Origin of the sequence: Sphingomonas sp. NPDC092440 (genome assembly GCF_044754985.1) — a bacterium.
Classification (GTDB): domain Bacteria; phylum Pseudomonadota; class Alphaproteobacteria; order Sphingomonadales; family Sphingomonadaceae; genus Sphingomonas.
Genome location: NZ_JBIVQA010000006.1, coordinates 330,382 through 356,490, shown reverse-complemented (window position 1 = coordinate 356,490; position 26,109 = coordinate 330,382). Strand labels below are relative to the sequence as shown.

The following is a 26,109-nucleotide window of genomic DNA, read 5'->3' as shown; positions in this document are numbered from 1 at the left end:
CTACCAGATACGACCGGCATGCCACAAACTACCTCGCTGCCATCGCTCTCGTAGCCCTTATCACCGCGTGGCTTAAATGAGTCCTCAACCTAGGCGTTCATCCTTTGAGGCGGCGGATTCCCGATAGCTGTCCTTCCGTGAAGGCGGCCCCCGTTCTGATGCCGCTGCCCCGGCTCCACGCCCTCCGGCCGCCAGCATGGATCCCTGCCCGTGCAGGGGCGCAGGGCAGTTGTCCGGGCGGGGCAAGGGCCTCCTGCTTCCGGGGCCGGTTTCACCCCGGCATGCCTCGGACGCATGAAAAAAGCGGGCCGGTGGAGGATCCGGCCCGCTCGGTTAAGCGAAAGGAAAACAAGGCGCCGGAGCGCCGCCGAGAGACGGACGGATCGCGAGGGGATCGATACGTCCGCCCGCCTCTCTGATTCCATTATAGAGGCGGGGAAGGGGCGCCCCAAACGCTCGGACCTCAGGAAAACCCCTGGGATCGATGGGGGCGGGGGAGCGAATCCAAACAAGGATCCAATTCTTCAACCGTCATCCCGGCCTTGCGCCGGGGTCCGGCTTCTTCTTGCGGCGGTGGAACAGCGGGACCCCGGCGCAAGGCCGGGGGTGACGAAAGAAGAATAAGAATCCCCAATCTATGCGCCGCTATCGCTGCTGCCCGTGCCCGTGCCCGTGCCCGTGCCGGTTCCGGCACTCGCCCCGCCGATGCGGATGAGCTTGCCCGCCTCGACCTGGTTGCCGTTCACGGTCACCAGCACCGCGCCGTTGCTGAGCTGCACGTCGCTGACCGTGCCGATGTTGTGGACCGTGCTGGTCAACTGATTGCCCGAACTGTCGAGCGCCTTGAGCGACAGCGAATATTTGCCGGCCGGCATCTCGCGGCCGTTCGAGGTCAGGCCGTCCCAGGCGAGCGTGCCGCTGTTGCCGGTCACCTGCACGGTGCGGGTATCGACGACCTTGCCCGAAGCGTCGCTGATCGTGGCGACCACCGAGGCGGCGTCGCGCGGCGTGCTCCAGCTCCACTGCGCCGCCTGTGTTGCAGTGAGCCCGGCGATGGGCGAATCCACTTCCACCGCGCGGCCGATCAGTGACGAGGCCTGGGTGAGGTTCTGGGTGCCCAGCGCCGACAGGATCGACTTGAGCGTGTTGGTCTGCGCCATCGACTGCTCGACCTGCGAATATTGCACCAGCTGCTGGGTGTACTGGGCCGTGTCCATCGGGCTCAGCGGGTCCTGGTTCTGCATCTGGGTGGTCAGCAGCTTCAGGAACATCGTGAAGTCGCCGTTGAGGCCGGTGCTCGATGCATTGGCCGTGCCGTTCGTCGCCGGCGTATTGGTGGTGTTGTTGACGGTGGTCATGCTGGTTGCTCCTAGGCGAGGAGATCGACCTGCCCGTCGCCGCGAATGCTGCGATAGGCGATGTCGGTCGTATCGGGTTCGTCACTGGCGGCGTGCTGGCCGGCGGAGGAATTCTGGTTCTGGTTCTGGTTCTGTTGCTGCTGCTGTGCCTGCGCGCTGCCGTCCCCGGTGCGGCTCTCGAAGCGGAAGCTCTGCGCGTCGGCGCGGATGCCCGCCTGGTCGAGCGCGCGGCCCAGATCGGGCGCGTCCTGGCGGAGCAGGTCGAGCGCATGGGCGCTGTCCGCGCGCACCGTGGCGCGCAGCGTGCCCGCATCGTCGAACGACAGCGTCACTTCGACCTTGCCGAGACTGTCCGGGCTCAGCCGCACGCGCAGCATGTCCTCGCCGGCCTCCACCTTGTGGGCGATCTCGACGCCGAGCGCCTGGCCGAGATGGCCGGGGCGCGCCGCGAGCACCGGCTCGGCCGTGGCCATCGCGGGAGCCGCCTGGGTGCGGGGCGTGTCGGTAGCGCCATGCGGCGCCGTCGGCGCCGTCGGCGCGTCGTGGCGCAGCGTGAAGGCCGGTGCCTGGCCGCGATCGTCGCCCTGTGCGTTGTCCTTCCCGGCGCCCGGCTTGCCGGCGATCGTTGGCGTTGCGGCCTGGATCTTGTCGCTGGCGGCCGAGGGCTCGGGGGCCTGCGCAGCGCCCTGGCCGCCGCGCACGGCATCGGCCTTGCGCACGGGGGAGGAGCTCTCGCCGATCTGGCGGGTCGGCGCAGGCTGTGGCCTGGCCGCGAGCTCGGGGTGCGGGGGTGCCTGGACGATGGCGACCGCGACCATTTCGGCGGCCTGCGCATTGCCCGCGACCGCCGCGGGATCGGCGGCCGGCAGTTCGTCCTCGGTGTTCGTCACGGGCGGGCCGCGCTTGACCGGGGCTTTGGGCTCTTCCGGCTGCACGGCCTGGGCTTGCTCGCCGGTCTGGGCGGCCGGGGTGGGAGGCGTGTCGATCGCGGGTTCGGCGGGTGCGGGCAGGGCATTCGCCGCCGGTTTGGCCGGCTTGGCCGGCTTGGCCTCCGCGCCCGGCAGCGGCGGCTTGCCGGATATGGCGGCGGGATCTTCCACCACGGCCGGTAGCGTGCTCGCCGGGGGCTGCGCACCCATGGCGGGCGGGGCTTCCGCCGGCGCGGCGGGCTGCGGCAGTGTCACCTCGACCGGCGGAGCTTCCGCGGCTGCCGCCGGCGCGGCGGTGGTGAGCAGCTGCGCCATGTTCAGCGGCGTGGCGGGCGCGAGCATGTCATTGGCGGCCGGTGGCGGCGCGAGGCCGGTGCCGACGGCGACGGGATTGCCCGGCGCGCCGAGCATCTGCGCGAAGCCGATGCCGGCGACGGGATCGGCGCTCCCTGCACCGAGGAGACCCGCGGGAAATCCGATAGTGTTTATCTGCATGCACGCGCCTCATGGGCGGGCATCGGAGCCCGCATTCTTCATTATAGGATGTTCGCCGGTGAAACGGTCCGTGCTCAGCCGATCGTGCCCAGCGCGCGGATGCGGGCACGGGCGTGGATCTCGTTCTGGGAGAGCACCACCGTGGCCGGCCGCACGCGCTCGATGATCGAGCGGACGAACGGGCGGATCGCGGGGCTGGTCAGCATGCACGGGATCTCGCCGTCCTGCGCCAGCCGGTCATAGGTCTCGCGGACATGCGCGATGAACCGATGGAGCGAGGACGGCGCCATCGCCAGCTGGCGCTCGTCGCCCTGGCCCAGGATGCTCTCGGCGAACTCCTGGTCCCATTCGGGCGACAGCGTCACCACCGGGATCGCCTCGCCGCGCACCTGCGACGCGCTGATCTGCCGGGCCAGGCGCGAGCGGACATGCTCGGTCATCTGGGTCAGGTTGCTGGTCAGCGGCGCCGCCTCGGCGATGCCTTCCAGGATCGTCGGCACGTCGCGGATCGAGATGCCTTCGCCCAGCAGGTTCTGCAGGATGCGCTGCACGCTCGAGATCGAGACCTTGGCCGGGATGATGTCGGCGACCAGCTTCTCCGAATCCTTGTGGACTTCGGTCAGCAGCTTCTGCGTTTCCGCATAGGAGAGCAGGTCGGCGATATTCTCCTTCACCAGCTCGGTCAGATGGGTGGTGATGATCGTGCCGCACTCGACCACGGTGAGCCCGCGGAAGCCGGCCTCGTCGCGCAGCTCGCGATCGATCCAGAGGGCGGGGAGGCCGAACACCGGCTCGGTGGTCGTCTCGCCGGGCAGGCCGGCCGGGCCGCCGCCCGGATTGATCATCAGCAGCTTGTCGACGCGGATCTCGCCGCGCGCCGCCTCGGTCTCCTTGATCGTGATGACATATTCGTTGGGCTTCAGGCCCATATTGTCGATGATGCGGACCGAGGGGAGCACGAAGCCGAAATCGGTCGCCATCTGGCGGCGCAGCGCGCGCACCTGATCGTCGAGGCGCGGCTCGCGCTGCTCGTCGTTGATCATCGGCAGCAGGGCATAGCCGATTTCGATGCGCACCGCGTCGATCGCCAGCGTCTGCGAGATCGGCTGCTCGACCACGGCGGCCTGAGCCTGTTCCTGCGCGGCCACGGCTTTTTCCAGCGCGGCCTTGGCGGCGGCGTTCCTGCTCATCCGCCAGGCGGCGAAGCCCGATGCGGCCGAGAAGATGGCGAAGGGCAGGAAGGGCATGCCCGGCATGATCGCCAGCGCGCCCATCAGGACCGAGACCATGCCGAAGGCCTTGGGATAGCGGCCCAGCTGGTCGCCCAGCGCCGCGCCGGTCTTCCCCTTCACGCCGCCCTTGGAGACGAGCAGGCCCGCGGCGATCGAGATGATCAGCGCCGGGATCTGGCTGACCAGGCCGTCGCCGGCAGTCAGGGTCGTATAGGTGTGGAAGGCCTCGCCGATCGGCACGCCGTGCGAGACGACGCCGATGGTCAGGCCGACGATGATGTTCACCGCGGTGATCAGCAGGCCGGCGATCGCATCGCCCTTCACGAATTTCGAGGCGCCGTCCATCGCGCCGTAGAAGCCGCTCTCGGCCTCCACTTCGGCGCGGCGGGCCTTGGCCTGGTCCTCGTTGATCATGCCGGCGGAAAGGTCGGCGTCGATCGCCATCTGCTTGCCGGGCATGGAATCGAGGCTGAAGCGCGCCGCGACTTCGGCGATGCGCCCGGCGCCCTTGGTGATGACGACGAAGTTGATGACGATCAGGATGATGAAGATGGTGAGGCCGATAATGACCTCGCCGCCCATCAGGAACTCGCCGAACGCCCCGATCACGCCGCCGGCGGCGTCGGGCCCCTCATGCCCATGGGTGAGGATCAGGCGCGTCGAGGCGAGGTTGAGGCCCAGCCGCAGCATCGTCGCCACCAGCAGGATCGTCGGAAAGGCGCTGAGCTCGAGCGGTTTCTCGATGAACAATGCGGTCATCAGGATCATCACCGACACAGTGATCGACAGCGCCAGGCCCAGGTCGAGCAGCCAGCCGGGGATCGGCAGGATCAGCATCGCGATGATCGCGACCACGCCGCCCGCGAGCGCGATGTCGCGGTTGAGGCCGAGCTTGTTCAGGAAGTTCAGGATCGCAGGGGGCATCAGGGTCGTGCTTTCCAAACGGCCTTGGCGGGCGCCGGGCCGCTCTGGCCCAGCGTGAAGCGGTGGCAGAGCGCCGCGGCGGGCCTGCTCTCAGGCATCTCGGCCTCCGCCTGCGGCAGGCGCAGGCGCTGGACGGCGAAGAGCGGGTAGGCGTTCATGCGGCGGGCGGCACGGTGATGCCGCCCTCGATGAAGGTGCGCAGCTTGTTGCGCATCGTGCGCACCGAGATGCCGAGGATGTTCGAGGCGGAGGTGCGGTTGCCGTGGCAGCGCTCGAGCGTGCCCAGGATCAGCTCGCGCTCCACTTCTTCCACCGTGCGCCCGATCAGGCCGTCGACCTCGATCCGCCCGTCGGGGCCCGGCAGCGAGACCAGCGCCGCGAGCGACGACCCGTCGGCGCGGGTGAGGTCCTCGGCCTCGATCTGCGGGCCATGGGCCAGCAGCGCGGCGCGGTGGATGCATTCCTTCAGTTCGCGGATGTTGCCGGGCCAGCCATAGGCGCGCAGCACCGCGATCGCGTCTTCCGAGAGCGGGCGCGGGACGAGCCCGTCTCCCCGGGCGAACTGGGCAATGAAGTGCCCGGCCAGCGCGGCGATATCGTCGTCATGCTCGGCGAGCGGCGGCACTGCGATGCGTGCCAGGCTCAGCCGCACGAGGAGGTCCTCGCGGAAGCTGCCCGCCGCCACCGCGGCCTCCAGGTCCATGCTGGTCGAGGCGATCAGCCGCGCGGTGAAGGGCACCTCGGCTTCGCCGCCCAGGCGGCCGAAGCGCTTTTCGATCAGCGCGGCGAGCAGCCGGGCCTGGGTGGCGGGCGCGAGCGCCCCCACTTCGCGCAGGAAGATCGTGCCGCCCCGGACGCTTTCGAGCCGGCCGACCCGGCGCGCCGCAGCACCGGGAAAGGCACCCGCCTCGTGCCCGAACAGCTCGGATTCGAGCACATCGGCGGCAACGCCGGCACATTCGACCGAGACGATCGGATCGGGCCGGCCGGAGAGCCGGTGGATCTGGCGCGCCATCATCTCCTTGCCGCTGCCCTTGCCGCCCAGGACGAGCACGGGGGCGCCGCTCGGCGCGACGGCGGCGGCGAGCGCCATGGCGCGATCGAGCACCGGATGGCCGCCAATGGGCACCTGCGCCTGGCGCTCCACCACCGAGGCGATGGCCGCCGCGATCAGCTCGCGCTGCGGGGGGAGGGGCACATAGTCGCGGGCGCCGGCACGGATCGCCGCCACCGCCCGCTCGGCGGGGGCGGATATTCCGCAGGCCAGCACGGGCACGACGAAGCGCTCGCGGCGCAGGTCGCCCAGAAAGCCCACCACATCCTCCAGCACGTCGATCATCACGAGATCGGCGCCCTGCTCGCGCAGCGCTTCCAGCGCGGGGGCAGGGGCATCGGCCATGGTGACCTCCGCGCCGGCGCCCTGTGCCAGTTCCGCCGCGCGGCGGAACTCGCTGCCCGGCGCGCCGATCAGCAACATCCGGATCGGTCCCATCGTCAAGGCTCGGCCCGGACGATCTCGGTGAGAGTCACGCCGAGGGCATTGTCGATCAGCACGACTTCGCCGCGAGCGATCAGCCGGTCGTTGACGAAGATGTCCACCGGCTCGCCGACGCGCCGGTCGAGCTCGACCACGGTGCCGGCACCCAGGTGCAGCAGCTCGCCGATCGGCATGCGGGCGCGGCCCAGCACTGCCTGCACCCGCACCGGAACGTCATGGACGGCTTCCAGGCCTTCGCCGCCATGATGGGGCTCGGCGCCGCCCTGGTTGTCGAAATCCTCGAGCACGGGCGCGGGCTGGTCGATCGCGGGATCGGTGGGAATGATGTCGTGGGGTTCGGTATCCATGGGTCTGATCCTATGCGTTCATCCACTGACGGATCACCGAGGCCGCCTCGGGCGGGCTGGCGGCGATCGCGTCCCCGATGCGCTTGAGCGCGGAGAGTTTGATGCGGCCGTCGACCTGGGCGAGCGCGATCTCCTGATCGAGCTGCGGCACGTCGGACGGCGTCATGGCTTCGAGTTGGGCCATCGCCTCCACGTCGCCGTCGGCGGCGCGCTCGGCGAGTGCGAGCATCTCGGGCGAATGGGTGGGCAGCGCGACCGGAGCCTCCGCCATCTCCGAGGCGGGAGCGGGCTTGGGCTTCAGCATGCGCAGCGCGAGCAGGCCGACCGCGCCGATCACCACCAGCTGGAGCAGGCCCCAGATCCGGTCCATCGGCAGCGACGAGAGGAAGCTGGTCGTGGCGTCGGCGGGGGCTTCGCCGGTGTTGAACTTCATGCTCTCGACGACGACGCTGTCGCCGCGCTGGGTGTCGGCGCCCACGGCATTCTCGACCAGGCGCTGCAGCCGGTCGATCTGCGGCTGGGGCAGGCCCTTGTCGCCGCCATCGACCATCACCGCGACGCTCAGGCGCGTCACCTTGCCCGGAGTGCGGACGGTGACCGTCCTGGTCGAGCTGTTGTCGTAGGTCGTGTCTTCCGAATTCTGGTTGCTGCCCGACTGGCGCGAGGCGCCCGGGGTGTTGGCCGCGGCGGTCTGCGCGGCGGGCAGCTGGTTGCCGACCGAGGCGGTCTGCGCGCCGACATCGGTCTCGCGGTTCTGCTCGCCGGTCTCCACGCTCACCTGGCGGGCGATCACCTGCTTGTCGGGATCGAAGACGTGCGATTCCTCGCGCGACTGGTCGCGGTCGATCTGGGCGGAGACTTCGGCGCGGACCTTGCCCTGGCCGACGATCGGCTCGAGCAGCGATTCGATCTCGTCGCGCAGCTTGCCTTCCACGGCCTGCTGGCGCTGGTCGGCATCGCCGGCGCTGGCCGTGCTGGGATCGCCGGCCCGGGCGAGCAGCGCGCCGGTCTGGTCGACGACCGAGACGGCATCGGGCGAAAGCTCGGGCACCGAGGAGGAGACGAGGTAGCGGATCGAGGCCACCGTCTCGCTCGGGATGCGGCCGCGCGTCTTCACGGTGACGGCCGCGGTCGCCTTGCGGCTCTCCTCGGCGAACATGGCGCGCTCGGGCATCACGATGTGGACCCGCGCGCCGGTGACGTTCTGGATGGTCTGGATCGACTTGGCCAGCTCGCCCTCGATCGCACGCGTCTCGTTCATCTTGGCGCGGCTGGCGGAGACGCCGAAGGGCTGCTCCTGGTCGAGCACCTCATAGCCGATCTTGCCGCCCAGCTTCTCGCCGGCCAGGCTCATGCGGAGCTCGGCCAGCTTGTCCTGCGGCGCCATGATCGAAGTGCCGTCGGCCGAAAGCTGGAAGGCGACGTTCTGCGCCTTGAGCTTCTCGGAGATCGCGGAAGCGGCCGAGGGATCGAGGTCGGTATAGAGGAAACCCATGCTCTGGTTCGAGCCGCGCGTGGCGACGAAGGCGAGGGCGGCGAGCAGCCCGAGCGCCACTCCCCCCATCAGCATCAGCCGCTTGGGGCCGATCTGGCCCACCAGGTTCTTGATCGCTTCCAATGTCGCCCCGTTCGATGGAACTGGCGGGGCGGATGCCCCTTGCGATCATTATAGAGGGGCGGGGGAGGCGGCAGTTTTTGCCGGGGGAAATTTTTGCCTAGTGGGTTCTACCCGCTCGCTTTTCCTCAGAAGCGTCATCCCGGCGAAAGCCGGGATCTCGTGCCGCAAGCCGAACGCCTGCCGCCTGAGATCCCGGCTTTCGCCGGGATGACGGATATTCGGTCGGGAGGCCCTATGCCGCCTTGAGCAGCGTCTCGAGCTCGGTCAGCACTGCTTCGCGCCGCGCGGCGGCATCGAGCGCCAGGCCGCCTTCCTCCCAGCCGATGCGGGCATCGCCCACCGGGATATCGGCGTCGGGCACCACGATAAGGTTCAGCTTGCGGCGGTCGCGCGACTGGCGGTCGGCAATGCGGCCCTCGATGTCTTCCAGCAGGTCCGGGTGGACGCGCACCAGCAGCTCGGTGCCGCGTGCGACCTGGCCGAGCGCCCGGCCGATCGCTTCGTCGATCGCGGCGCCCGGCGCCGTTTCGAGCGCGCGGCCCGCGATCATGTCGGCGGCGGCGAGTGCGATCTCGGCCGCTTCGCCGGTCACCCGCTCGGAGACTTCGGTGAACTGCGCGTCGATCACTTCGATGCCGGCCTGGAGCGCGTCGACGGCGCTCAGCAGCGCGACCTCACGCTCGGCGCGCGCCTGGGCCAGCCCGGCCTCATAGCCCTGGGCGCGGGCGAGGGCGAGGGCGGATTCCTGCTCGGACCTGAGCAGCGCCAGCTCGGCGCGCAGCGTCGCCACCTCGAGCGCGGCGTCGGGGCCGATCGGCGCGCTGCGGCCGGGCGGCACGGCGAAGATGCGGTCGAAGCCGAAGCGCTCGACATGGACATGGGCGTGCATGCTCATCGGCAATGTCCTCTAGATGATCATCGCGTCGTCGGACTTGGGGTCGACGAGCAGGATCTCGCCGCGGTCCGCCAGGTCCTTGGCCAGGCGCACCAGCGCCGACTGGGCCTCCTCGCAATCGCGGGCGCGCACCGGGCCCATGCCCGCCATGTCCTCGCGCAGCAGCTTCGAGGCGCGCTCGGTCATCGCGCCGAAGAACAGCTGCTTCAGGCTGTCCGGCGCGCCCTTCAGCGCCAGCGCCATCTGGCGCTTGTCGGCATTGCGGACGATCGACGAGATCGCCGGCGGCAGCAGGTTGCCCAGATCCTCGAAGGTGAACATCAGCGCGCGGATCCGCTCGGCGCTGTCCGGCGCGCGGTTGTCGAGCGCGGTGAGCATCGCTTCCTCGGTCGAGCGGTCGAGCGAGTTGAACAGCTCGGCCATCGCCTCGTGCGGATCGCGCTTCTGCGAGCGCGAGAGGTTGGTCATGAACTCGGTCTTCAGCGTCTGCTCGACCTGGTTGATCACGTCCTTCTGCACCGTCTCCATGCGCAGCATGCGCATGATCACGTCGACCGAGAAGTCGCGCGGCAGTTCGGAGAGCACGCGCGCGGCATGGTCGGGGCGCAGCTTGGAGAGGATCACCGCCACGGTCTGCGGATATTCGTGCTTCAGCGCGCCGGCGAGCACGGACTCGCTGACATTGGAGAGCTTGTCCCACATCGTGCGGCCGGAAGGACCGCGGATGTCCTCCATGATCTCCTTCACCTTGTCGCCCGGCAGGATGCCGGTGAGCAGGCGCTCGGTGGTCTCGTAGCTGCCGTGCAGCGTCGCCATCGAGGCGACTTCGCTGGTGAACTGGACGAGCAGATGCTCCACCACCTGGGCCGGGATGCGGCCCAGGCCGGCGATGGTCGACGACAGCTCCTTCACTTCGTCGGTGGAGAGCTGTTCCCAGATCGGCGCGCCATGATCCTTGCCCAGCGCCAGCATCAGGGCGGCGGCGCGCTGTGCGCCGCTGTAGCGCTTCAGTTCGGGCGGTTCTGCGATCGGCGCCATCACGGACATGCTTTTTCGTTTCCCTCGCGAAAAATTGCGGCCGCGCACACGGGCAGGGGCCGCTTTCCCTCTATTATAGGAGCAAGGCAGGCAGGGCGGATCGCGAAGATGGTTAATTTATCTGGAAACCTGATCGGCTTGAGCATCCTGACGGGATCGAGCTCGACCATGACTTCGGCGGTCTCGCCGATCGCCTATGAGAGCAAGGCCGTGCGCGCGGCCAAGGCGCAGTTCACCACCGCGGCCACCGTCGCGCCGTGGAAGAGCGGCACCGCGCTGCCGGTCAACTCCAGCCAGGTCGCCGCGATCACCGCGCTGCGCTCGATCATCACGCCCGCCACCACCGACGGCAACGGCACCTTCCTGCCCAAGGACGTGCAGACCAGCTTCACTGCCTATCAGGCGCTCGACAAGCTGCGCGTGCTCGCCGAGACCGCGAGCGCCAAGACCACGTCCGACGCGCAGCGCGCTCAGCTGCAGAAGACCTTCCTCAAGGGTCTGGACGATCTCCAATCCTATCTCAGCACCGCGCCGTCGGACCTGGTGAAGCTCGCCTATGGCAAGCCGGCGTCCAGCGTCACTTCGAACAAGCTGGTCGCCACCAGCGTCTACGAGACCGAGGGCAAGCCGCTGGTCAAGACGCGCAGTGACGCGATCCCCGGCCTTACCGGCACCGAGCAGTTCGCGATCACGCTGAGCAAGCCCGGCGTCGCGGCGCAGACGGTCACCGTCGACCTGTCGCAGGGCGCGCAGCCGCCCACGCTCGATTCCGTCGCGGCGCAGTTCAACGCCGCGATCGCCACGATCCCCAATCTCGACACCAATGGCGCGCCCCAGCTCGACGCCAGCGGCAATGCCGTGCCGCGCTGGAAGTCGACCTTCAAGGTGACCAACGAGGGGGGGAAATGGGGCTTCACCCTTTCGAACCCCACCGGCATCGAGCAAGTCACGCTCGACCAGACCAATGCCAAGGACGCGCTGGTCGTCGCCACCGGCCAGACCGCGCTCGACGCGCCGAGCTCCACCCAGCTCTTCCGCTTCGACGATCCCGCGGGCGACAATATGCGCGTGGCGATGGGCACGATCCAGGCGCTCGATCGCCAGGCGACCGCGCAGAACGTGGCGGCCGGCAAGACGACGACGATCACCACGACCACGACCGATCTCGATGGCAAGGTGAAGACCGTCAAGACGTCGACCAGCAACGTCTACGCCAATACCGATGCCGCCGCGGTGGTCACCGATGCGCAGGGCAACAGCTATATCGTCGGCACCACCAAGGGCGATCTCGGCGCCAATCTGTCGGACGGCGACAACAACCTGTTCCTCACCAAGGTGGACGGCGCCGGCAATGTCGTGTGGCAGCGCAGCCTCGGCGCCACCGGCTCGTCGACCGGCGCGGCGGTGAGCCTGGGTCCCGACGGCAGCATCGTCGTTGCCGGCACGGTCACCGGCAGCTTCGGTGGCGCCTCCACCGATGGCGACATGGTCGTCGCCAAATATGCCGCGAACGGCGACGAGAAATTCTCCACCGTGGTCCGCTCGGCCGGCACCGACGTTGCCAAGGCGGTCGCGGTCGGCGCCGACGGCTCGGTCTATGTCGGCGGGCGCATCGCCGCCGGCAATGACGGCTTCGTCGCGCGCATCGGCGCGAACGGCAAGATCGCCGAGCGCCGCACCCTCACCGGGCCGGGCAGCGACAGCGTCAACGCGCTCGCGATCGACGATGACGGCAATGTCCTCGCGCTCGTCTCGCATGACGGCAATGCGGAGCTCCGCAAGCTCCAGGGCAGCTCGCTGGCCACCGACCTGGGCAGCCTCGCTCTCGGCACCGCCGATGCCCGCGTCATCGCCATCGCCGACGACGGCACGATCGCAGTGGGCGGCGCGACCTCGGCCGCGCTTGCGGGCAGCCAGGTCAACGGCATCAGCGGCAATCGCGACGGCTTCGTCACGCGGATCGATGCCGGCCTGACGAACGCCAGCACCACCTATCTCGGCTCCGCGGCGGACGATCAGGTGGACAGCATCGCCTTCATGAACGGCGAGCTCTATGCCGGCGGCCGCACCACCGGCGACCTGGCGGCCACTCGCCGCGGCCCGACCGATGGCTTCGTCGCGCGGATCGACGCCGCGACCGGCACGGTGCAGAATACCACCCAGTTCGGCCAGGCGCTGCTGCGCACCGAGCCGGTCCGCATCGCCGCCGACACGGGCGGCGCCAGCGCGGTCTCGGCGCTCGGCTATGGGCGCGGCACGATCAACGCCGTCGCCTCGAGCAAGGTGACGACGCAGACCGGGCTGAAGGCGGGCGACTATTTCTCGTTCAAGGCCGATGACGGCGCGGTCCGCAAGCTCACCATCCTGGCCGACGACACGCTCCAGTCGATCGCCACGCGCATGCAGGGCATGCTCGGCGCGTCCAAGGCGACCGTCACCGCCACTGCGGTCGACGGCGTCCAGCAGCTGCGCATCACCATGAAGTCGGGGCATCAGTTGCAGCTGCTCGCCGGCACCGGCGACAGCGACGCGCTCGCTAAGCTCGGCATGGAGCCGCAGCGCATCGCGACCCAGGCGCCGGTATCGAGCAACGCGCCCAAGGTGCGCCCGGGCGGCAGCTTCGGCCTGGATCTGGGCGAGGGGCTCAGCCTGTCCACGGCGGACATGGCCAAGACCGCGCTCGGCAAGATCAAGGACGCGATCTCGATGTCGCAGACCGCCTATCGCTCGCTCTACTGGGACGACACCAAGGCGAAGATGATCGACGGCAGCAAGAAGAACGCCGCGACCGGCAAGGAAAGCACGGCGATCGTGAACGCCCAGCTGGCAAATTATCAGGCGGCGCTTGCCCGTCTCAACAGCTCCACGCCCTCCACCTACGGATTCTGATCATGGACATGCCCCCGATCCTCTCCGGCATCCGCCGCCAGATGGAGACGCTCTCCGATCGCCAGCGCGTGATCGCCCAGAATATCGCCAACAGCGAGACGCCGGGTTTCAAGGCGCGCATGGTGGAGGATGCCGATTTCTCGGATCTGCTCGGTAGCGCCAGCAGCGGCAGCATCCGGGTCGCCAAGCCGCGCGTCGAGCTGACCGCCGGCATGAAGGGCCTGGGCGCGATCCAGCCGGCCGGCGCCGGCATCGTGCTCGACAAGGACATCAGCGAGACCAAGCCCGACGGCAACAACGTCACGCTGGAAGACCAGCTGCTCAAGCTCGGCCAGGTCCAGGCGGATTTCACTGCGATGACCAACCTGTATCGGAAGCAGCTGAGCATGCTGAAGACGGCCGTGGGGAAGGGCGGGTAACTGCCCGCTTCGATGGATGAAGGCGAAAGGGCCCGCGAGCGGATCGCGGGCCCTTTTCCTTTGTTGCGCGGCCTTGATGCGGCGGCTGCGCGACACGGACGCCCCTGGATGCCGTCATGTCACTCGTGCCTGGAAGCGAGCGACAGCAGCTTGTCGAGGGCGGAGGTGGCGATATCGACCTTCCCGCCGTTCAGGTAAGCGGGGACCCTTTCCGAAGAGCCACCGGGTTTCTCGGAGAAAAGTGAAAAAATGGGCGCGCCATGGCGGTAAAATACCAGGCCGATCCTGACATCCGGCAATATCGACGTTGTTTTTCTGGGGGATAGCCCGCGCACCGCTTGGGAGATCGTGGCCCATTTCGCGCGATCTACGGACGATATCCGAACGTGCTTGGCAACCGATCCCAGGTCGGCCGGATCCAGATTGGTGCGAAAGGACAATCGCGGATCGACGCTCATCAAATCGACGGCATCGGATGTCGAAATCGCCTCTTCTGCGGAAGCGAGTTCCGCAGCGCCCTTCTCATGTGTCAGTGCATTGTTCTTCAAGTGAAAAACACTGACGCTTGGCAGCCGGATGCTCGCGGATGCATCGCGCGAGAAATTGATGACGATATCGGCATTCACGGATTTTCGATCCCTGGAGCAGTACATGACCTCCGCGGTGTATATCTCTCGTGATCGCGCAATGCTCTGGACGATGTTGCGGGCACCGGGGACAGCCCTTCCATCCACCGTCAGGGCCAGGAACTTCGAGGGATTGCCGCGATAGCCATTCCGATACTGCAGCGCGACGATACTGCCGCTGCATGCAGCGGATATCGTCGTGTTCACCCGCTCCGGCGCCCGGCGGCTGGTGCCGCTATCCTGCGCGCTTGCGGCCGGCACACTCAGTCCCGCCATCGCGATGCCGACAAGCTTCAGCCACATGACTGCGTACGCTCCCTCCCCACCGGTCCGACGTCGTTCTGCCGGCCGGTATGGTGCTCGGCAAGGGCATCGGCGATCAGCTGCGCAAGCGTGGCCGGGAAGGGGCGGGCCGCCATCCCGGCGAACGCCGGACTCCGCATCCGTCCCATAGTGCAAACTTCGGAAACTTCCGCGCCGCGCAATAGCGGCGCAGCGCAGGAGATTTCAGAGCCGCGCGTTGATCGAGATCGGCGCCGGGGCGTCCATTCCGCCCAGGCCGCCACAGGCGCCATAGGTCATGCTGCGGCTGCCCGTCAGGCGCTGGGCCTCGGCGGCGATCGCGCCCATCATCTCGACCGAAAGCTCGATCTGGCGCGCCAGGATCCGGGCATTCACGGCCGAGGCGTCGCGCAGGCCGCGGCTGGCCTCGGCCAGCGTTTCCCGCGCTTCGGGATCGAGCCGTTCGGCCCAGTCGTCGGGCGCCTCGCGCTTCATCCGCGCCACTTCGGCCTCGATCCGGCCGGTGAGGCGCAGCTTGGCCTGGGCGATCTCGGGCAGTTCGGGGAAATAGGGGCCCCGGCCCAGCCGATCGCTCTCCTCTTCCATGATGTGGGTGAGGGACACCATCGCGTCGATGAGCTGCTCGGTCATTTACTTGTTACCCTGTTGGAGCTTGATGATCTGGTCGAGCACCACCGGCGCCAGGCCGATGCCGCCGCGATTGGCGATCGCGTTGCCCAGCTTCTCGGCCAGGATGCCGCGGAACATTTCCTCGCCGTGCCCGCCGGAGAATTCCCCGTCGCCCTGCTGCACGCTCTCGAGCATGAGCTGGGTCATCTGGCCGAGGAACACCGCCTCGAAATTCTTCGCGGTCTCGCGGTTCTTGGCGTCGAGCTTCGGATTGTTCGTCGTGGCCGGGACCTGCGGCCCGGTGGGGGAAGTCACGTCGCGCATCACTGCACCTCGATATCGGCCTGGAGGGCGCCGGCGCTCTTGATCGCCTGAAGGATCGTGATCAGGTCGCGCGGGGAGACGCCCAGCGTGTTGAGCCCGCTCACCAGCGTCTGCAGGCTGGCGCCGTCGACCATCGCCAGGCTGGCGCCGTTGCCGTCGTTCACCTGCACGTTGGTGCGCGGCACCACCGTGGTCTGGCCGTTCGAGAATGGTGCCGGCTGCGAGACCTGCGGGCTCTCGGTCACGGTGATGGTCAGGCCGCCCTGGGCGATCGCCACCGGCGTGATCCGCACGTCGGCGTTCATCACCACCGTGCCCGAGGCTTCGTTGATCACCACGCGCGCCGGCTGATCGACCTTGACCGACAGCTCGCCGATGCGGGTGACCAGGTCGATCACGTTGCCGACGAAGTTCGAACCTGCCGTGAGCTGCACCGTCGCCGGGTCCAGCACCGCGGCGCTGCCCGGATATTTCGAGTTGATCGCGCCGGCGATGCGGTCGGCGGTGGCGAAGTCGGGGTTCTTGAGCGCCAGCTTCAGGCCATTGGCCGAGAGGAGCGAATAGGGCACCTCGCGCTCGATGATCGCGCCGCCGGCGATGCGGGCGGAGGTGGTCACGCCCCGGCTCACGCTGGCGGCGGCACCCTGGCCCTTGAAGCCGGAGACCGCGACATTGCCCTGCGCCACCGCATAGATCTCGCCATCGAGGCCGCGCAGCGACGAGACGATCAGCGTTCCGCCCTGCAGGCTGGTCGCGTCGCCCAGCGCCGAGACCTGGACGTCGATCCGCGAGCCCGAGCGGGCAAAGGGCGGCATCGTCGCGGTGATCGAGACGGCGGCGACGTTCTGCGTCTTCATCTCGGTCCCGCGGATGTTCACGCCCATGCGCTCGAGCATGGCCTGCATCGATTCCTCGGTGAACGGCGTGTTGCGCAGGCGATCGCCCGTGCCGGCCAGGCCGACGACCAGGCCATAGCCCACCAGCTGGTTGTCGCGGACGTTCTCGACGTTGACGACGTCCTTGATCCGCGTCTGGGCCATGGCGGTTGGTGCGAGGCCCAGGCTCAGCAGCAGGGCGATCATGGGAGCGGCGAAGCGCAGCATATAACCCCTGGAAGTGGAAAATTTCCGATAATTCTCTTATAGGATAGAAGAAGGGCCATGCGGGCCCGGAGGACGAGTTTTCGTGCGGATCGAGAACCTGCAGGCACCCTTGCTGCACAGCCTGATGGCGGCGCTGCCCAAGGCCGCGCCCGGCTTCTCGGTGGGCGAGGGGGAAGCCACCGCGGCACCGGCGCCCCTGCCCCCGGGAGCGGGCGCGGGAACCACCCAGGCGCTCAACCCCTCGGTCGCCATGCTCGTCACGCTCGCCGCCGCCGATCCGACGATCGAGCGCCGCCGCAAGCAGGCGGTCGATGCCCAGCGCGGCATCGACATGCTCGACCAGCTCCACCGCGAGCTGGTCGCCGGGGTGGTCAGCCCGGCGCGGCTCCAGGCGATCGTCGAATGGTCCGAGACTTTCGAGCGCACCGACGATCCCGCGCTCGCCGCGATCCTCTCCGATATCGAGCTGCGCGTCCGAGTCGAGCTGGCCAAGCTCGATCTCAAGGCCTGATCCGCGCGCCTCATTCCGCTACGGCATCCTCGGCTTTTCAGTTTCAAATCCGAACGCAATTGCATACCGGATCTTTGGAACCTAGGGAGGCGCCACCGGTTTCGCGTTCGAAAGGGCGATGCCGTTCCTTCCATGACTGGCCGGCAGAGCGCGGCATGGAGTCCCCTCGAGGAGAGTATGCCTATGTTGGCTTTGCTGATGGGGCTTGCCGTCGCGGCGGCCCCCGCGCTCCAGCCCGCCGATGCCGTGGTCGGCCGCTGGAAGACCCCCGTTCACAACGGTATCGTCGAGATCACCCGGTGCGGCGCGTCGATCTGTGGCAAGATCGTCGGGTCGGACAAGTTGCGCACCAATCCGAACCTGCCCGACAGCAACAACGGCAATGCGGCGCTGCGCACGCGCAAGCTGATGGGCCTGCAGATCCTGTCCGGCTTCAGCGCGCAGAATGGCGGCTGGTATGGCGGCAAGATCTACAATGCCGAGGACGGCAAGACCTATAGCGCCGAGATCACCATGACCGGCAACGACCAGCTCAATCTGCGCGGCTGCGTGTTCAAGCCCTTCTGCCGCACCCAGACCTGGACCCGCGTGCGCTGACACGCGTTTCCGAGTTCTCAGTATCCGTACGCGTACAAGGATTACCCCGATGTCCCCCTTCAAATATTCGCTGGCCGCCGGCAGCGCGCTGACCGCGCTGCTCGGCTTCTCCCAGGCTGCCCAGGCCCAGGCCTTCTATCTCCAGGAACAATCGGCCCGCGCGGCCGGCCGTGCCTTTTCGGGCGAGGCCGCCGATACCGGCGCCGCGTCGATCTGGTGGAACCCCGCCGCGATCGGCGGCATCGATAGCGGCGACGCGACGATCTCCGCCTCGGTCATCCTGCCGCGCGGCGAGGTTGCCGACAGCGGCACGCTGATCGTCCGCCCGGGCCAGCCGCCCGCGCCGGTGGGCGGCAACGGCGTCACCCGCAATCCGATCAACAACGGCGTGCTCCCCTCGGGCGCGATCGCCGTGCCGCTGAACGACCGCATCGCGCTCGGCGTGTCGATCACTTCGCCCTACAGCTTCACCACCGATTATCCGGCGGACAGCTGGGCGCGCTACAGCGCCGACCGGACGAAGCTGCGCACGATCGACATCCAGCCCAGCATCGGCGTGGCGGTGACCGACTGGCTGCGCGTCGGCGCCGGGCTGAACATCGAATATACCGATGCCAGCCTCAGCAACGCGCTGCCCAATCTGGCGGCGGTGCTGCCCGACGGGCACCAGGAGCTGAAGGGCGACGGCTGGGATCTCGGCTGGACGGCCGGCGTGCAGCTGCACTCGCGCCGCTTCACCCTGGGCCTCAGCTACAAGTCGGCGATCGAGCACACGCTGAAGGGCGACCTCACCGTCTCCGGCCTGGTGGGCCCGCTCGCCACGTCGAACATGCAGCTCTCGGGCGTGGAGGCGAAGTTCTACACCCCGTCCCAGGCGATCGTCGGCGCGCGTTTCGCGGCCACCGACAAGCTGACCCTGAACGCGCAGGTGATCCGCTATGGCTGGGACAAGTTCGACGCGATCCGCCTGGGCGCGCCGGTCAACCAGGCGATCCCCGAGAACTACCGCACCAGCTGGAGCTATGCCGGCGGCGTCGACTATGCCCTGTCGCCCAAGGTGACGCTGCGCGCCGGCGTCCAGCGCGCGATCACGCCGACCCAGGACGGCGAGCGCGATGCCCGGGTGCCGGATTCGAACCGCTGGAACTTCGGCGTGGGCGGCAGCCTCGCGGCGAACAAGAAGCTCTCGTTCGACCTGGCCGCCAATTATGTCACCTTTGCCGACGCGCCGATCGACCGGGTGACCGCCGCCTATGCGGGCACCGCCGCGCAGACGCCGATCCTCACCGACGGCGAGCTGCGCGACGCCCATGCCATCGTGCTTTCGGCGGGCGCGCGCCTGAAGTTCTGAGGAACTCCGAAGTATCGCGGGGAAGGGGCGCTCAGCGCCGCTTCTTCGCGATCTTCAGCACATAGCTGATCACTTCGGCGACCGCGGCATAATGCTCCACCGGGATCGGGCGATCGATCTCGGCGCTGGCATAGAGCGCGCGGGCGAGGGGGCGGTTCTCGACCAGCGGGATGCCATGCTCGCCCGCGATCTCGCGGATCTTGAGCGCGATCCCGTCGACGCCCTTGGCGACCACCACCGGCGCCGCCATCTGGCCATGGTCATAGTGCAGCGCCACGGCATAATGGGTCGGGTTGGTGATCACCACGCTGGCCTTGGGCACGTTCTGCATCATGCGGCCGCGCGAGCGCTGCATCTGGATCTGGCGGACCTTCGCCTTGATGTGGGGATCGCCCTCGCTCTGCTTGTGCTCGTCCTTGATCTCCTGGAGGCTCATGCGCATCCGTTGCAGGAACGTGCGACGCTGCCAGACGAAGTCGAACAGGGCGAGCGCGCCCACCAGCATCGCGATCGGGCGGAGCATCGAATAGACGATGCCGTGCGTGGCGCTGCCCACCTGCTGCAGGTCTGCGCCCACCATGGCATCGATCGTGGCGGCATGGGGCCAGGCCAGATACGCCGCCACGCCGCCGACCAGGCAGAGCTTGGCCAGCGTCTTGGCGAACTCCATCATCGCCTGCTTGCCGAACATGCGCTTGGCGCCGCTCGCGGGATTGAGCTTCGACCATTTGGGCTTCACCCGGCTCCAGCTGAGCATCGGCCGGCCCTGAAGTATGCCACCCAGCAGCGCGATGCCGAACAGCGTGCCCAGGATCGGCAGCAGCGCGAAGGCGCTGGCGCGCATCACGCCGGTCACGAAGCTCTCGGCGCCCTGCGGCTCCATCCGGAAATCGTCGGCGCTGCCCCACAGGCGCACGAACAGCGTGCCCATCATCTGCAGCGTGTAGGTGCCCAGGCCGCCCATCACCACGAGCATGCCGACGAAGATCGCCGCGTGGCGCATCTCGGGCGCCATCGGCACATCGCCTTTCGCGCGTGCGTCCTCGAGCTTCTTGTCCGTCGGATCGTGAGTCTTGTCGTCCTGGTCGGTGTCGCCGGACATCACCAGCCTCCCTGCATCGCATCGCCCATGGCGCGGGCGAAGAAGGTGAGCATGGTGCCGAGCGTGGCGGCGGTGAGGCTGATGCCGAGCAGCAGGTTGAGCGGCTGGGCGATGAAGAAGACCTGGATCGCCGGGGCGACGCGCGCCGCCAGGCCGAGCGCGACGTTGAAGACGATGCCGTAGATGAGCAGGGGCGCGGCCAGGCTCAGCCCCAGCGTCATCGAGCGGCCGATGGCCTCGACCGCGAGCATGGCGAAATCATGCGCCGGCGGCAGCCCGCCGACCGGGAAGCTCTGATAGCTGTGCACGATCGCGCCCAGCCACAGGTGATGGACCTGCATGCCCATGCACACCAGCGCGGCGGCCATGGCGACGAACTTGGAGAGCTGCGGCGCCGCGCTGCTCTGCGCGGGATCGAAGATCACCGCGGAGGAGAGGCCGATCTGGGTTGAGATCACCGAACCCGCCATGGCGACGGCGAAGAACAGGATCTTGACGATCATGCCCATGGCCAGGCCCGTCATCAGCTCGGCAACGAGCACCGCGGGCAGCGCCGCCCCGGCTTCCACCGCCACGCGGGCCGGGGCGCCGACCAGGCCGTACATCGCCGCCGACAGCGCGAAGGCGATCATCAGCCGGATGCGGCCGGGGATCGCGTCGTCACCGAACACGGGCAGCAGCATCAGCACCGCGCCCACCCGGGCGAAGACGATGAAGAAGGCCGATGCCTGCAGCGCCAGGTCGGGGGGCAGCGTCATCCGGCGGTCACGATCAGGCTGCCGATCCTCGTCATGAAATCGTTCAGCGCCTGTCCGATCGTGGGCAGCATCAGCAGCAGCACCAGCCCCATGGCGAGCAGCTTGGGCACGAAGGTGAGCGTGGTTTCCTGGATCTGCGTCAGCGCCTGGAGCAGGCCGATGATGGTGCCCACGATCAGCGAGGTCAGCAGCAGCGGACCCGCGATGGTGAGCACCAGCATCAGCGCGCTCTGCGCCAGTGCGAGGACCTGCGACGGCAGCATCGCGCCTAGATCTGCATCCGCATGATGTCGGAATAGGCGTTCACCACGCGGTCGCGCACGGCGACCATGGTGTCGAGCGCGGTCTCGGCCGCGCCGATCGCGGTGACGACGTCGATCAGGTCGCCCTTGCCGGCGACCTGCTGGGCCGAGGCCTTCTCGGCCGTGCGCAGCTGGTCGGCGGTGCCGGTGACCATGTCCTCGACCATCGCGCCGAAGCCGCCGGCGCTGCCGCCGGTCTTGATCGGGTCCGTCTTGCTGTTGCCGCCAAGGCCGGCGACGCGGCCATAGGCCGACATCGCATCAAGTGCTCCGATGGACATTCTGGGTATCCTTTACTTGAGGAGGTCGATGGTGCGCATCGTCAGGCTCTTGGCGGCCTCGATGGCATTGAGATTGGCTTCGTAGCTGCGCTGCGCCGCCTTCATGTCGGCCGTCTCGATCAGGCCGTTGACGTTGGGCTTCATAACATAGCCGTCCTTGTCCGCGGCCGGATGGCCGGGCTGGTAGACCTTCACGAAGTCCGACTTGTCGTTCTCGATGGCCTTGACCTTGACGCCCAGGCCGCCGGTCGAGCGGTCGACCTCGGACTGGAAGCTGGCGACGCGGCGGCGATAGGGATTGCCGCCCGGCGTATCCGCCACCGAGTCCTGGTTCGCCAGATTTTCCGCGATCACGCGCATGCGCAGCGATTGCGCGCGCAGGCCCGAGGCGGAGATGCCGAGCGAGGTCTTGAGGTCCATGATCGTCCTTCCACGCAGGCCCGACGGGCCGTTTCCTCCATTGTAGGCAAAAATTGCCGGGCCGGGCGCCGGGCGCGGAAAAAAGGTTCCTATAAGTCCTCCTGAAAGGAACACGCATGTCAGTGCTCGACGGAATTATGGTCGATATGTCGATCGTGCTGGGCTCGGCCAATGTGCCGATCCGCCAGGTCCTGCAGATGAGCCGCGGCGCGATGATCCCGCTGGAAAGCAGCCAGGACGATCCCTCGCTCGTATATGTGAACGACGAACTCGTCGCGAAGGGCGTGGTCCTGGTCGACGGCGAAGTGATGTCGCTCGAGATCACCGAACTCGTGAAGAAGCAGCGCAACTGATGGACATCCTGTCGATGCTGCGCACGCTGGGTGCGCTCGGGATGGTGCTCGGCATGCTCGCCGGCGCGCTGTGGTTCGTGAAGCGCTACGACGTGAAGCTGCCCGGCCGCGTGACCAGCACGCGCCGCAAGCGGATCGAGATCGTCGAGCGTCTGTCGGTCGACGGCAAGCGCTCGGTCGCGCTGATCCGCCGCGACGGGATGGAGCATCTGGTGATGTTCGGCCCCGAGGGGCAGGCGACGATCGAGAGCGGCATCGTCGCGCCCGAGCCGGTGATGCCCCCGCCGGCGGCGGAACCCGCGCCGGCGGCCAATCTCGCCGAGGACATCGCCGCGCTCGGCGCCAATTTCGCCCGGCTGGTCGATCTGCCCAGGCTGGCGGAGCTGCCCAGGGCGGTGGCCGCGCGGGCCGCGACTGCCGCCGCCGCACGCAATGCCCATCCGCCGCGCGCGCCCAAGCGCGTCCGCGAGCAGCGCAACACCACGCGATGGAACCGCGCCGCGGTGCGGGCCGCGCTCGATGCATAGGCTCCTCGCGGCGGCCCTTGCCGCCCTGATCCTCATGCCGGCCGAGGCCTATGCCCAGGCCAAGGGCACGACGATCAACATCGGCGGCGCGGACGGCGCGCTCTCGGCCAAGGCGATCCAGCTGGTGCTGATGCTGACGGTGCTCAGCCTGGCCCCGGGCCTGCTGATGACCGTCACCAGCTTCACCCGCATGGTGGTGGCGCTCTCGCTGCTGCGCACCGGCATCGGCGCGCAGGGCGTGCCGCCCAACCCGGTGATCATCAGCCTGGCGCTGTTCCTCAGCTTCTTCGTGATGGCGCCCACCTTCGAGAAGGCATGGAGCCAGGGCGTCGATCCCTATACCAAGGGCAGGATCACCGAGAGCCAGGCCTTTGAACGGACGGCCGAGCCCTTCCGCAAGTTCATGCTCGGCCAGGTGCGGGACAGCGACCTCAAGCTGTTCGCCGACCTGGGGGGCAAGAAGATCCAGAACCGCGCCGAGACGCCGCTGACCACGCTGGCGCCGGCCTTCATGATCTCGGAGTTGCGCCGTGCCTTCGAGATCGGCTTCCTGCTGCTGCTGCCGTTCCTGGTGATCGACTTGGCGGTGTCGGCGGTGCTGATGGCGATGGGCATGATGATGCTGCCGCCGCCAACGATATCGCTGCCGATGAAGATCATCTTCTTCGTGCTGGTGGATGGCTGGGCGCTGGTCGCCGGATCGCTGGTCAAGAGCTTCGCCCAGTAGCGAAGCGGCCAGGGATCAGGGAAGGGGCGGATGCCGGGGGGCGTCCGCCCCTTTCGTTCGTGCGGAACGTGCACCTTGCAATGTAGGGTTTCGCCTGCTGGGCTGCCCACGCTCCGGGGCATGTTCGGCGCTCCTTGTCTCGGTAGGAAATATAGGAGCGACCTGGATGGGTATCCACGCAACAAGGATGCGGCATGCCCGGTGCCTGTGCCGCCCATGTCATGGCCTTTGTGACCTTCCGCCAAGATAGGTCCCGGGTGATGTAGGATGTCCGTTCCAGACGAAAGGGCGACCGCAAACGCAGCCGCCAATGACGGTGGCGCTTGTCGTAATTCTATCGTCACCCCGAACTTGTTCCGGGGGGCACGGGGAGGCCAGACACGGGACAAGAGGCTCTAATTTCGTCGATGCGGCACAGTGGACCCTGGCAAGTCCGGGGTGACGATCGAAATTGGATGCGCGTCTCCGGGCCCGGAACCGATGCGGTCGCCAAGAGCGAAGGCGCCCGTGCCACCGCGCGGACGCCTCGATCATGCCGGGGCCGGAAAGGATCAGCCGCGGGCGGCGGGGCTGTCCAGCCATGTCGAGAGCTCGGCATAGGAAATGGGGTCGTGAAAGGCGACGCCGGTGAGCTCCTCGTTGCTCCAGCGCGTGGTGCAGCGGCGCGACGGCAGGCCCGGGATCATCAGGATCACTTCGGTGTCGGGGCGCAGCGGGCGCTGCATCCGCAGGCAGGCGCCGCCCTGCGACAGGTCGACGACGACCACGTCGATCGCGCGGCCGAACGAGCTGAGCCGCGCGGGGAGGTCGGCGGCGAAGCGCGGCGAGCGCGGGCGCGCCGCGGCCGCCTCGGGCTGCGGCTTGCCCAGGATGGCGTTCACATCGGCCGGAGTATCGAACCGCACGCCGGCACGGCCGCCCTTGGTCCAGGCGATCGCGCCGTTCAGCAGCGCGCCACCGCGCAGCTCCACGGTGATCCGCATGTCGGGCAGCAGCGACGCGATCGTGTCGATCTGCATGCCGCGCTCGGAGAGGTTGCGCACCCGGCACAGCTGGCCGGGATTGCCTTCATGGCGCAGCTTGCCGACGAGGAGCGTGGCCACCGCCCGCGGCGCGCGCTCGATCCACTCGTCGCGGTTCTCGCTTGCGATGGCGGGGTTTGCTTCCACTATGTCCTCGACGAAATTGCGTGACCTCTGTTTTTTATAGGGGGATCGCCGGCGGGAGCGGGGCGTCTCGACGTAAAATACGTATTTTACGCAGGAGTCGCCTGGGTGATCGCCACCTTGCGCACCACGCTGGCACCGAACGCCTCGGGGGCGGCGGCTTCCACGATCTTGCGAAACTGCTCGAGGCTGGGCAGCAGCCCGTCCTTGCCGGCCGCCATCGGCGTCCTGAAGGTGCGCATGTTGATTGCGTGCAGCAGCAGCGGCAGCCGCTTGGTCACTTCGGACGATTTGTCCTTCGGCACCTCGAGGTTGAACTGGAACTGGACATAGCCGGTGAGCCGCCCGTCATCGGGCGAGACCAGCGGCGCGAGCAGCTTGTCCACCTGGACGAACGCGGTCTCGACGTCCGCGGGGGCCGGCGCGGTGGCGGCATGTGCGGGGCGGGGGCCGAGCACCACCAGCGTGCCGAAGGCGGCGGCCCCACCCAGGCCGAGCCCGGAGAGCAGCACGATGGCCAGGAACAGGATCTTCTTCATGGCGGCGATACTCAGAACTTGAAGCTGCTGTCGGTCGGGAGCGAGGACGCCTCCGCCTTCAGGACGATGGTGATGCGGCGGTTCTCCGCCCGATCGGGCTGGTCCGGGAAGACCGGCCGGGTGCCGCCCATGGCGACGATTTCGGCGAAGCGGTCCGGCGTCATGCCCGAGGCGATCATCGCCTGGCGCGCGGCGAGCGCGCGCGCGCCCGAGAGCTGCCAGTTCGCATCGCTCTGGCCGCCGCCGGTCGCGTCGGTATGGCCCTCGATCGCGATCTGCCCGCCCGCCTGGGCGAGCTTGCCAGCGGTCTTGGCGAGCAGCGCGCGGGCGAAGGGATTGAGCTCGGCGGTACCCGGGCGGAACATCGATTGCTTGTCGGTGTCCATCAGCGTGATCCGCATGCCCGCGCGCTCCGGCTCGATCGCCACGTTCTTGCGCGCCTGGTCCTGCGGCACGGCGTCGAGCGCGATCTGCAGTTCGCTGGCGAGCACGCGCATCGAGGTGTCGGGCACGTCGGCGGTGCCGCCGCGCGCCGCGCCGTTGGTGGCGGCCTCGGTCGTCGGCGTGCCGTTCGCGCGGCTGCTGTCGTTCGACGAGCGGCGCGCCTGGCCGCCCGCGCCTTCGGACGTGCCCATCACCGGCGTCGAGGGCGAAGTGTCGGAGATGGTCGGCGAGAAATAGGCGGCCAGGCCCTTCAGCCGCTGCTTGTCGGGATTGGCGATCAGCCAGAGCAGCATGAAAAAGGCCATCATCGCGGTCACGAAGTCGGCATAGGCGACCTTCCAGGCGCCGCCATGATGGCCGCCCGCGACTTTCTTGACCCGCTTGATGACGATCGGGCGATCATTGGCGCCGGGAACGGGCATGG

General features: G+C 68.2%; 29 protein-coding genes. 8 read left to right on the top strand and 21 right to left on the bottom strand.

Features of this window, described 5'->3' with window-relative positions:
- Nucleotides 1–635: 635 nt before the first annotated feature.
- The 9 genes from ACIQCS_RS12935 to ACIQCS_RS12895 form a co-directional block, all read right to left on the bottom strand.
- On the bottom strand, nt 636–1,358 hold the full coding sequence (locus ACIQCS_RS12935) for a flagellar hook capping FlgD N-terminal domain-containing protein (protein WP_345847871.1): 723 nt from the start codon (nt 1,356–1,358) through the stop codon (nt 636–638).
- Between the two features lie 11 nt (nt 1,359–1,369).
- Entirely contained in the window at nt 1,370–2,782 is a 1,413-nt protein-coding gene (locus ACIQCS_RS12930) for a flagellar hook-length control protein FliK (RefSeq protein WP_345847869.1), read from the bottom strand.
- Nucleotides 2,783–2,856: 74 nt separating this feature from the next.
- Nucleotides 2,857–4,938 (bottom strand): flagellar biosynthesis protein FlhA, encoded by a 2,082-nt coding sequence (gene flhA / locus ACIQCS_RS12925; protein ID WP_345847868.1) that lies wholly within the window; start codon nt 4,936–4,938, stop codon nt 2,857–2,859.
- Nucleotides 4,938–5,096: a hypothetical protein gene (locus ACIQCS_RS12920; RefSeq protein ID WP_345847867.1), complete on the bottom strand. Its 159-nt coding sequence runs from the start codon at nt 5,094–5,096 to the stop codon at nt 4,938–4,940. Before ACIQCS_RS12920 ends, flhA begins: the two co-directional genes overlap by 1 nt.
- Nucleotides 5,093–6,415, bottom strand: a complete 1,323-nt coding sequence (locus ACIQCS_RS12915) for a sigma-54 dependent transcriptional regulator (RefSeq protein WP_345847865.1) — start codon at nt 6,413–6,415, stop codon at nt 5,093–5,095. The genes ACIQCS_RS12920 and ACIQCS_RS12915 overlap by 4 nt, the downstream gene beginning before the upstream one ends.
- 17 nt (nt 6,416–6,432) lie before the next feature.
- Nucleotides 6,433–6,783: a flagellar motor switch protein FliN gene (gene fliN / locus ACIQCS_RS12910; protein WP_345847864.1), complete on the bottom strand. Its 351-nt coding sequence runs from the start codon at nt 6,781–6,783 to the stop codon at nt 6,433–6,435.
- A gap of 10 nt (nt 6,784–6,793) precedes the next feature.
- Nucleotides 6,794–8,401: a flagellar basal-body MS-ring/collar protein FliF gene (gene fliF / locus ACIQCS_RS12905; protein ID WP_345847863.1), complete on the bottom strand. Its 1,608-nt coding sequence runs from the start codon at nt 8,399–8,401 to the stop codon at nt 6,794–6,796.
- Nucleotides 8,402–8,633: 232 nt separating this feature from the next.
- Nucleotides 8,634–9,296, bottom strand: coding sequence for a FliH/SctL family protein (locus ACIQCS_RS12900; protein WP_345847862.1), 663 nt, complete (start codon nt 9,294–9,296; stop codon nt 8,634–8,636).
- A gap of 12 nt (nt 9,297–9,308) precedes the next feature.
- Nucleotides 9,309–10,343 carry a flagellar motor switch protein FliG gene (locus ACIQCS_RS12895; RefSeq protein ID WP_345847861.1) on the bottom strand — a complete coding sequence of 345 codons (1,035 nt, stop codon included), beginning with the start codon at nt 10,341–10,343 and terminating at the stop codon, nt 9,309–9,311.
- Between the two features lie 129 nt (nt 10,344–10,472).
- Here ACIQCS_RS12895 and ACIQCS_RS12890 point away from each other — a divergent pair, with 129 nt between their 5' ends.
- Both ACIQCS_RS12890 and ACIQCS_RS12885 read left to right on the top strand, forming a co-directional pair.
- Entirely contained in the window at nt 10,473–13,223 is a 2,751-nt protein-coding gene (locus ACIQCS_RS12890; RefSeq protein WP_345847859.1) for a hypothetical protein, read from the top strand.
- Nucleotides 13,224–13,225: 2 nt separating this feature from the next.
- A complete protein-coding gene (locus ACIQCS_RS12885) occupies nt 13,226–13,642 on the top strand; it encodes a flagellar basal body protein (RefSeq protein WP_086130142.1) in 417 nt (138 codons plus the stop codon).
- A gap of 119 nt (nt 13,643–13,761) precedes the next feature.
- Here the strand turns inward: ACIQCS_RS12885 and ACIQCS_RS12880 are convergent, their stop codons facing one another.
- From ACIQCS_RS12880 to ACIQCS_RS12865, 4 genes are all read right to left on the bottom strand, one after another.
- Nucleotides 13,762–14,571, bottom strand: a complete 810-nt coding sequence (locus ACIQCS_RS12880; protein WP_345847857.1) for a hypothetical protein — start codon at nt 14,569–14,571, stop codon at nt 13,762–13,764.
- 204 nt (nt 14,572–14,775) lie between these two features.
- Entirely contained in the window at nt 14,776–15,201 is a 426-nt protein-coding gene (locus ACIQCS_RS12875) for a flagellar protein FlgN (protein ID WP_345847855.1), read from the bottom strand.
- Nucleotides 15,202–15,504: a rod-binding protein gene (locus ACIQCS_RS12870; protein ID WP_345847854.1), complete on the bottom strand. Its 303-nt coding sequence runs from the start codon at nt 15,502–15,504 to the stop codon at nt 15,202–15,204.
- Nucleotides 15,504–16,607 carry a flagellar basal body P-ring protein FlgI gene (locus tag ACIQCS_RS12865; protein ID WP_401531031.1) on the bottom strand — a complete coding sequence of 368 codons (1,104 nt, stop codon included), beginning with the start codon at nt 16,605–16,607 and terminating at the stop codon, nt 15,504–15,506. The genes ACIQCS_RS12870 and ACIQCS_RS12865 overlap by 1 nt, the downstream gene beginning before the upstream one ends.
- Nucleotides 16,608–16,689: 82 nt before the next feature.
- Here ACIQCS_RS12865 and ACIQCS_RS12860 point away from each other — a divergent pair, with 82 nt between their 5' ends.
- From ACIQCS_RS12860 to ACIQCS_RS12850, 3 genes are all read left to right on the top strand, one after another.
- Nucleotides 16,690–17,118 (top strand): flagellar assembly protein FliX, encoded by a 429-nt coding sequence (locus tag ACIQCS_RS12860; RefSeq protein ID WP_345847851.1) that lies wholly within the window; start codon nt 16,690–16,692, stop codon nt 17,116–17,118.
- A 183-nt stretch (nt 17,119–17,301) separates the two neighbouring features.
- The gene (locus tag ACIQCS_RS12855) at nt 17,302–17,715 is read left to right on the top strand and encodes a DUF2147 domain-containing protein (protein ID WP_345847849.1); all 414 of its coding nucleotides are present in this window, start codon (nt 17,302–17,304) and stop codon (nt 17,713–17,715) included.
- A 49-nt stretch (nt 17,716–17,764) separates the two neighbouring features.
- The gene (locus ACIQCS_RS12850; protein ID WP_345847848.1) at nt 17,765–19,066 is read left to right on the top strand and encodes an outer membrane protein transport protein; all 1,302 of its coding nucleotides are present in this window, start codon (nt 17,765–17,767) and stop codon (nt 19,064–19,066) included.
- 31 nt (nt 19,067–19,097) lie between these two features.
- Here ACIQCS_RS12850 and flhB read toward each other — a convergent pair whose 3' ends face one another.
- The 5 genes from flhB to flgC are packed head-to-tail and all read right to left on the bottom strand — an operon-like array spanning nt 19,098 to nt 21,929.
- Nucleotides 19,098–20,168: a flagellar biosynthesis protein FlhB gene (gene flhB, locus ACIQCS_RS12845; RefSeq protein ID WP_345847846.1), complete on the bottom strand. Its 1,071-nt coding sequence runs from the start codon at nt 20,166–20,168 to the stop codon at nt 19,098–19,100.
- Nucleotides 20,168–20,926 carry a flagellar biosynthetic protein FliR gene (fliR, locus tag ACIQCS_RS12840; RefSeq protein WP_280278753.1) on the bottom strand — a complete coding sequence of 253 codons (759 nt, stop codon included), beginning with the start codon at nt 20,924–20,926 and terminating at the stop codon, nt 20,168–20,170. Before fliR ends, flhB begins: the two co-directional genes overlap by 1 nt.
- Nucleotides 20,923–21,189 (bottom strand): flagellar biosynthetic protein FliQ, encoded by a 267-nt coding sequence (locus ACIQCS_RS12835; RefSeq protein WP_280278752.1) that lies wholly within the window; start codon nt 21,187–21,189, stop codon nt 20,923–20,925. Before ACIQCS_RS12835 ends, fliR begins: the two co-directional genes overlap by 4 nt.
- A 5-nt stretch (nt 21,190–21,194) precedes the next feature.
- Nucleotides 21,195–21,509, bottom strand: coding sequence for a flagellar hook-basal body complex protein FliE (locus ACIQCS_RS12830; protein ID WP_086130152.1), 315 nt, complete (start codon nt 21,507–21,509; stop codon nt 21,195–21,197).
- 12 nt (nt 21,510–21,521) lie between these two features.
- Complete coding sequence (flgC, locus tag ACIQCS_RS12825) at nt 21,522–21,929, bottom strand: flagellar basal body rod protein FlgC (RefSeq protein ID WP_086130153.1); 408 nt, start codon at nt 21,927–21,929, stop codon at nt 21,522–21,524.
- 116 nt (nt 21,930–22,045) lie between these two features.
- Here flgC and ACIQCS_RS12820 point away from each other — a divergent pair, with 116 nt between their 5' ends.
- From ACIQCS_RS12820 to fliP, 3 genes are read left to right on the top strand one after another with little or no spacing between them, the layout of a single operon-like run.
- The gene (locus tag ACIQCS_RS12820) at nt 22,046–22,282 is read left to right on the top strand and encodes a FliM/FliN family flagellar motor switch protein (RefSeq protein ID WP_086130154.1); all 237 of its coding nucleotides are present in this window, start codon (nt 22,046–22,048) and stop codon (nt 22,280–22,282) included.
- Nucleotides 22,282–22,809, top strand: coding sequence for a flagellar biosynthetic protein FliO (locus tag ACIQCS_RS12815; RefSeq protein WP_345847843.1), 528 nt, complete (start codon nt 22,282–22,284; stop codon nt 22,807–22,809). The genes ACIQCS_RS12820 and ACIQCS_RS12815 overlap by 1 nt, the downstream gene beginning before the upstream one ends.
- A complete protein-coding gene (gene fliP, locus ACIQCS_RS12810) occupies nt 22,802–23,536 on the top strand; it encodes a flagellar type III secretion system pore protein FliP (protein WP_167300862.1) in 735 nt (244 codons plus the stop codon). The genes ACIQCS_RS12815 and fliP overlap by 8 nt, the downstream gene beginning before the upstream one ends.
- 551 nt (nt 23,537–24,087) lie before the next feature.
- On the opposite strand, the gene ACIQCS_RS12805 is transcribed toward fliP, so the two are convergent.
- The 3 genes from ACIQCS_RS12805 to ACIQCS_RS12795 all read right to left on the bottom strand — a co-directional run bounded on the left by ACIQCS_RS12805 (nt 24,088) and on the right by ACIQCS_RS12795 (nt 26,107).
- Nucleotides 24,088–24,705, bottom strand: coding sequence for a PilZ domain-containing protein (locus ACIQCS_RS12805; protein WP_345847842.1), 618 nt, complete (start codon nt 24,703–24,705; stop codon nt 24,088–24,090).
- 86 nt (nt 24,706–24,791) lie between these two features.
- Complete coding sequence (locus tag ACIQCS_RS12800) at nt 24,792–25,241, bottom strand: hypothetical protein (RefSeq protein ID WP_345847841.1); 450 nt, start codon at nt 25,239–25,241, stop codon at nt 24,792–24,794.
- A gap of 11 nt (nt 25,242–25,252) precedes the next feature.
- Nucleotides 25,253–26,107 carry a flagellar motor protein MotB gene (locus tag ACIQCS_RS12795; protein ID WP_345847839.1) on the bottom strand — a complete coding sequence of 285 codons (855 nt, stop codon included), beginning with the start codon at nt 26,105–26,107 and terminating at the stop codon, nt 25,253–25,255.
- Nucleotides 26,108–26,109: the final 2 nt, after the last annotated feature.

Coding starts and splice junctions, on each gene's coding strand:
- ACIQCS_RS12935 (WP_345847871.1), bottom strand. CDS start 1,358: ATGACCACCGTCAACAACACCACCAATACGCCGGCGACGAACGGCACG.
- ACIQCS_RS12930 (WP_345847869.1), bottom strand. CDS start 2,782: ATGCAGATAAACACTATCGGATTTCCCGCGGGTCTCCTCGGTGCAGGG.
- flhA (WP_345847868.1), bottom strand. CDS start 4,938: ATGCCCCCTGCGATCCTGAACTTCCTGAACAAGCTCGGCCTCAACCGC.
- ACIQCS_RS12920 (WP_345847867.1), bottom strand. CDS start 5,096: ATGAACGCCTACCCGCTCTTCGCCGTCCAGCGCCTGCGCCTGCCGCAG.
- ACIQCS_RS12915 (WP_345847865.1), bottom strand. CDS start 6,415: ATGTTGCTGATCGGCGCGCCGGGCAGCGAGTTCCGCCGCGCGGCGGAA.
- fliN (WP_345847864.1), bottom strand. CDS start 6,783: ATGGATACCGAACCCCACGACATCATTCCCACCGATCCCGCGATCGAC.
- ACIQCS_RS12900 (WP_345847862.1), bottom strand. CDS start 9,296: ATGAGCATGCACGCCCATGTCCATGTCGAGCGCTTCGGCTTCGACCGC.
- ACIQCS_RS12895 (WP_345847861.1), bottom strand. CDS start 10,343: ATGTCCGTGATGGCGCCGATCGCAGAACCGCCCGAACTGAAGCGCTAC.
- ACIQCS_RS12885 (WP_086130142.1), top strand. CDS start 13,226: ATGGACATGCCCCCGATCCTCTCCGGCATCCGCCGCCAGATGGAGACG.
- ACIQCS_RS12880 (WP_345847857.1), bottom strand. CDS start 14,571: ATGTGGCTGAAGCTTGTCGGCATCGCGATGGCGGGACTGAGTGTGCCG.
- ACIQCS_RS12875 (WP_345847855.1), bottom strand. CDS start 15,201: ATGACCGAGCAGCTCATCGACGCGATGGTGTCCCTCACCCACATCATG.
- ACIQCS_RS12870 (WP_345847854.1), bottom strand. CDS start 15,504: ATGCGCGACGTGACTTCCCCCACCGGGCCGCAGGTCCCGGCCACGACG.
- ACIQCS_RS12865 (WP_401531031.1), bottom strand. CDS start 16,607: ATGCTGCGCTTCGCCGCTCCCATGATCGCCCTGCTGCTGAGCCTGGGC.
- ACIQCS_RS12855 (WP_345847849.1), top strand. CDS start 17,302: ATGTTGGCTTTGCTGATGGGGCTTGCCGTCGCGGCGGCCCCCGCGCTC.
- ACIQCS_RS12850 (WP_345847848.1), top strand. CDS start 17,765: ATGTCCCCCTTCAAATATTCGCTGGCCGCCGGCAGCGCGCTGACCGCG.
- flhB (WP_345847846.1), bottom strand. CDS start 20,168: ATGTCCGGCGACACCGACCAGGACGACAAGACTCACGATCCGACGGAC.
- fliR (WP_280278753.1), bottom strand. CDS start 20,926: ATGACGCTGCCCCCCGACCTGGCGCTGCAGGCATCGGCCTTCTTCATC.
- ACIQCS_RS12835 (WP_280278752.1), bottom strand. CDS start 21,189: ATGCTGCCGTCGCAGGTCCTCGCACTGGCGCAGAGCGCGCTGATGCTG.
- ACIQCS_RS12830 (WP_086130152.1), bottom strand. CDS start 21,509: ATGTCCATCGGAGCACTTGATGCGATGTCGGCCTATGGCCGCGTCGCC.
- flgC (WP_086130153.1), bottom strand. CDS start 21,929: ATGGACCTCAAGACCTCGCTCGGCATCTCCGCCTCGGGCCTGCGCGCG.
- ACIQCS_RS12820 (WP_086130154.1), top strand. CDS start 22,046: ATGTCAGTGCTCGACGGAATTATGGTCGATATGTCGATCGTGCTGGGC.
- ACIQCS_RS12815 (WP_345847843.1), top strand. CDS start 22,282: ATGGACATCCTGTCGATGCTGCGCACGCTGGGTGCGCTCGGGATGGTG.
- fliP (WP_167300862.1), top strand. CDS start 22,802: ATGCATAGGCTCCTCGCGGCGGCCCTTGCCGCCCTGATCCTCATGCCG.
- ACIQCS_RS12800 (WP_345847841.1), bottom strand. CDS start 25,241: ATGAAGAAGATCCTGTTCCTGGCCATCGTGCTGCTCTCCGGGCTCGGC.
- ACIQCS_RS12795 (WP_345847839.1), bottom strand. CDS start 26,107: ATGCCCGTTCCCGGCGCCAATGATCGCCCGATCGTCATCAAGCGGGTC.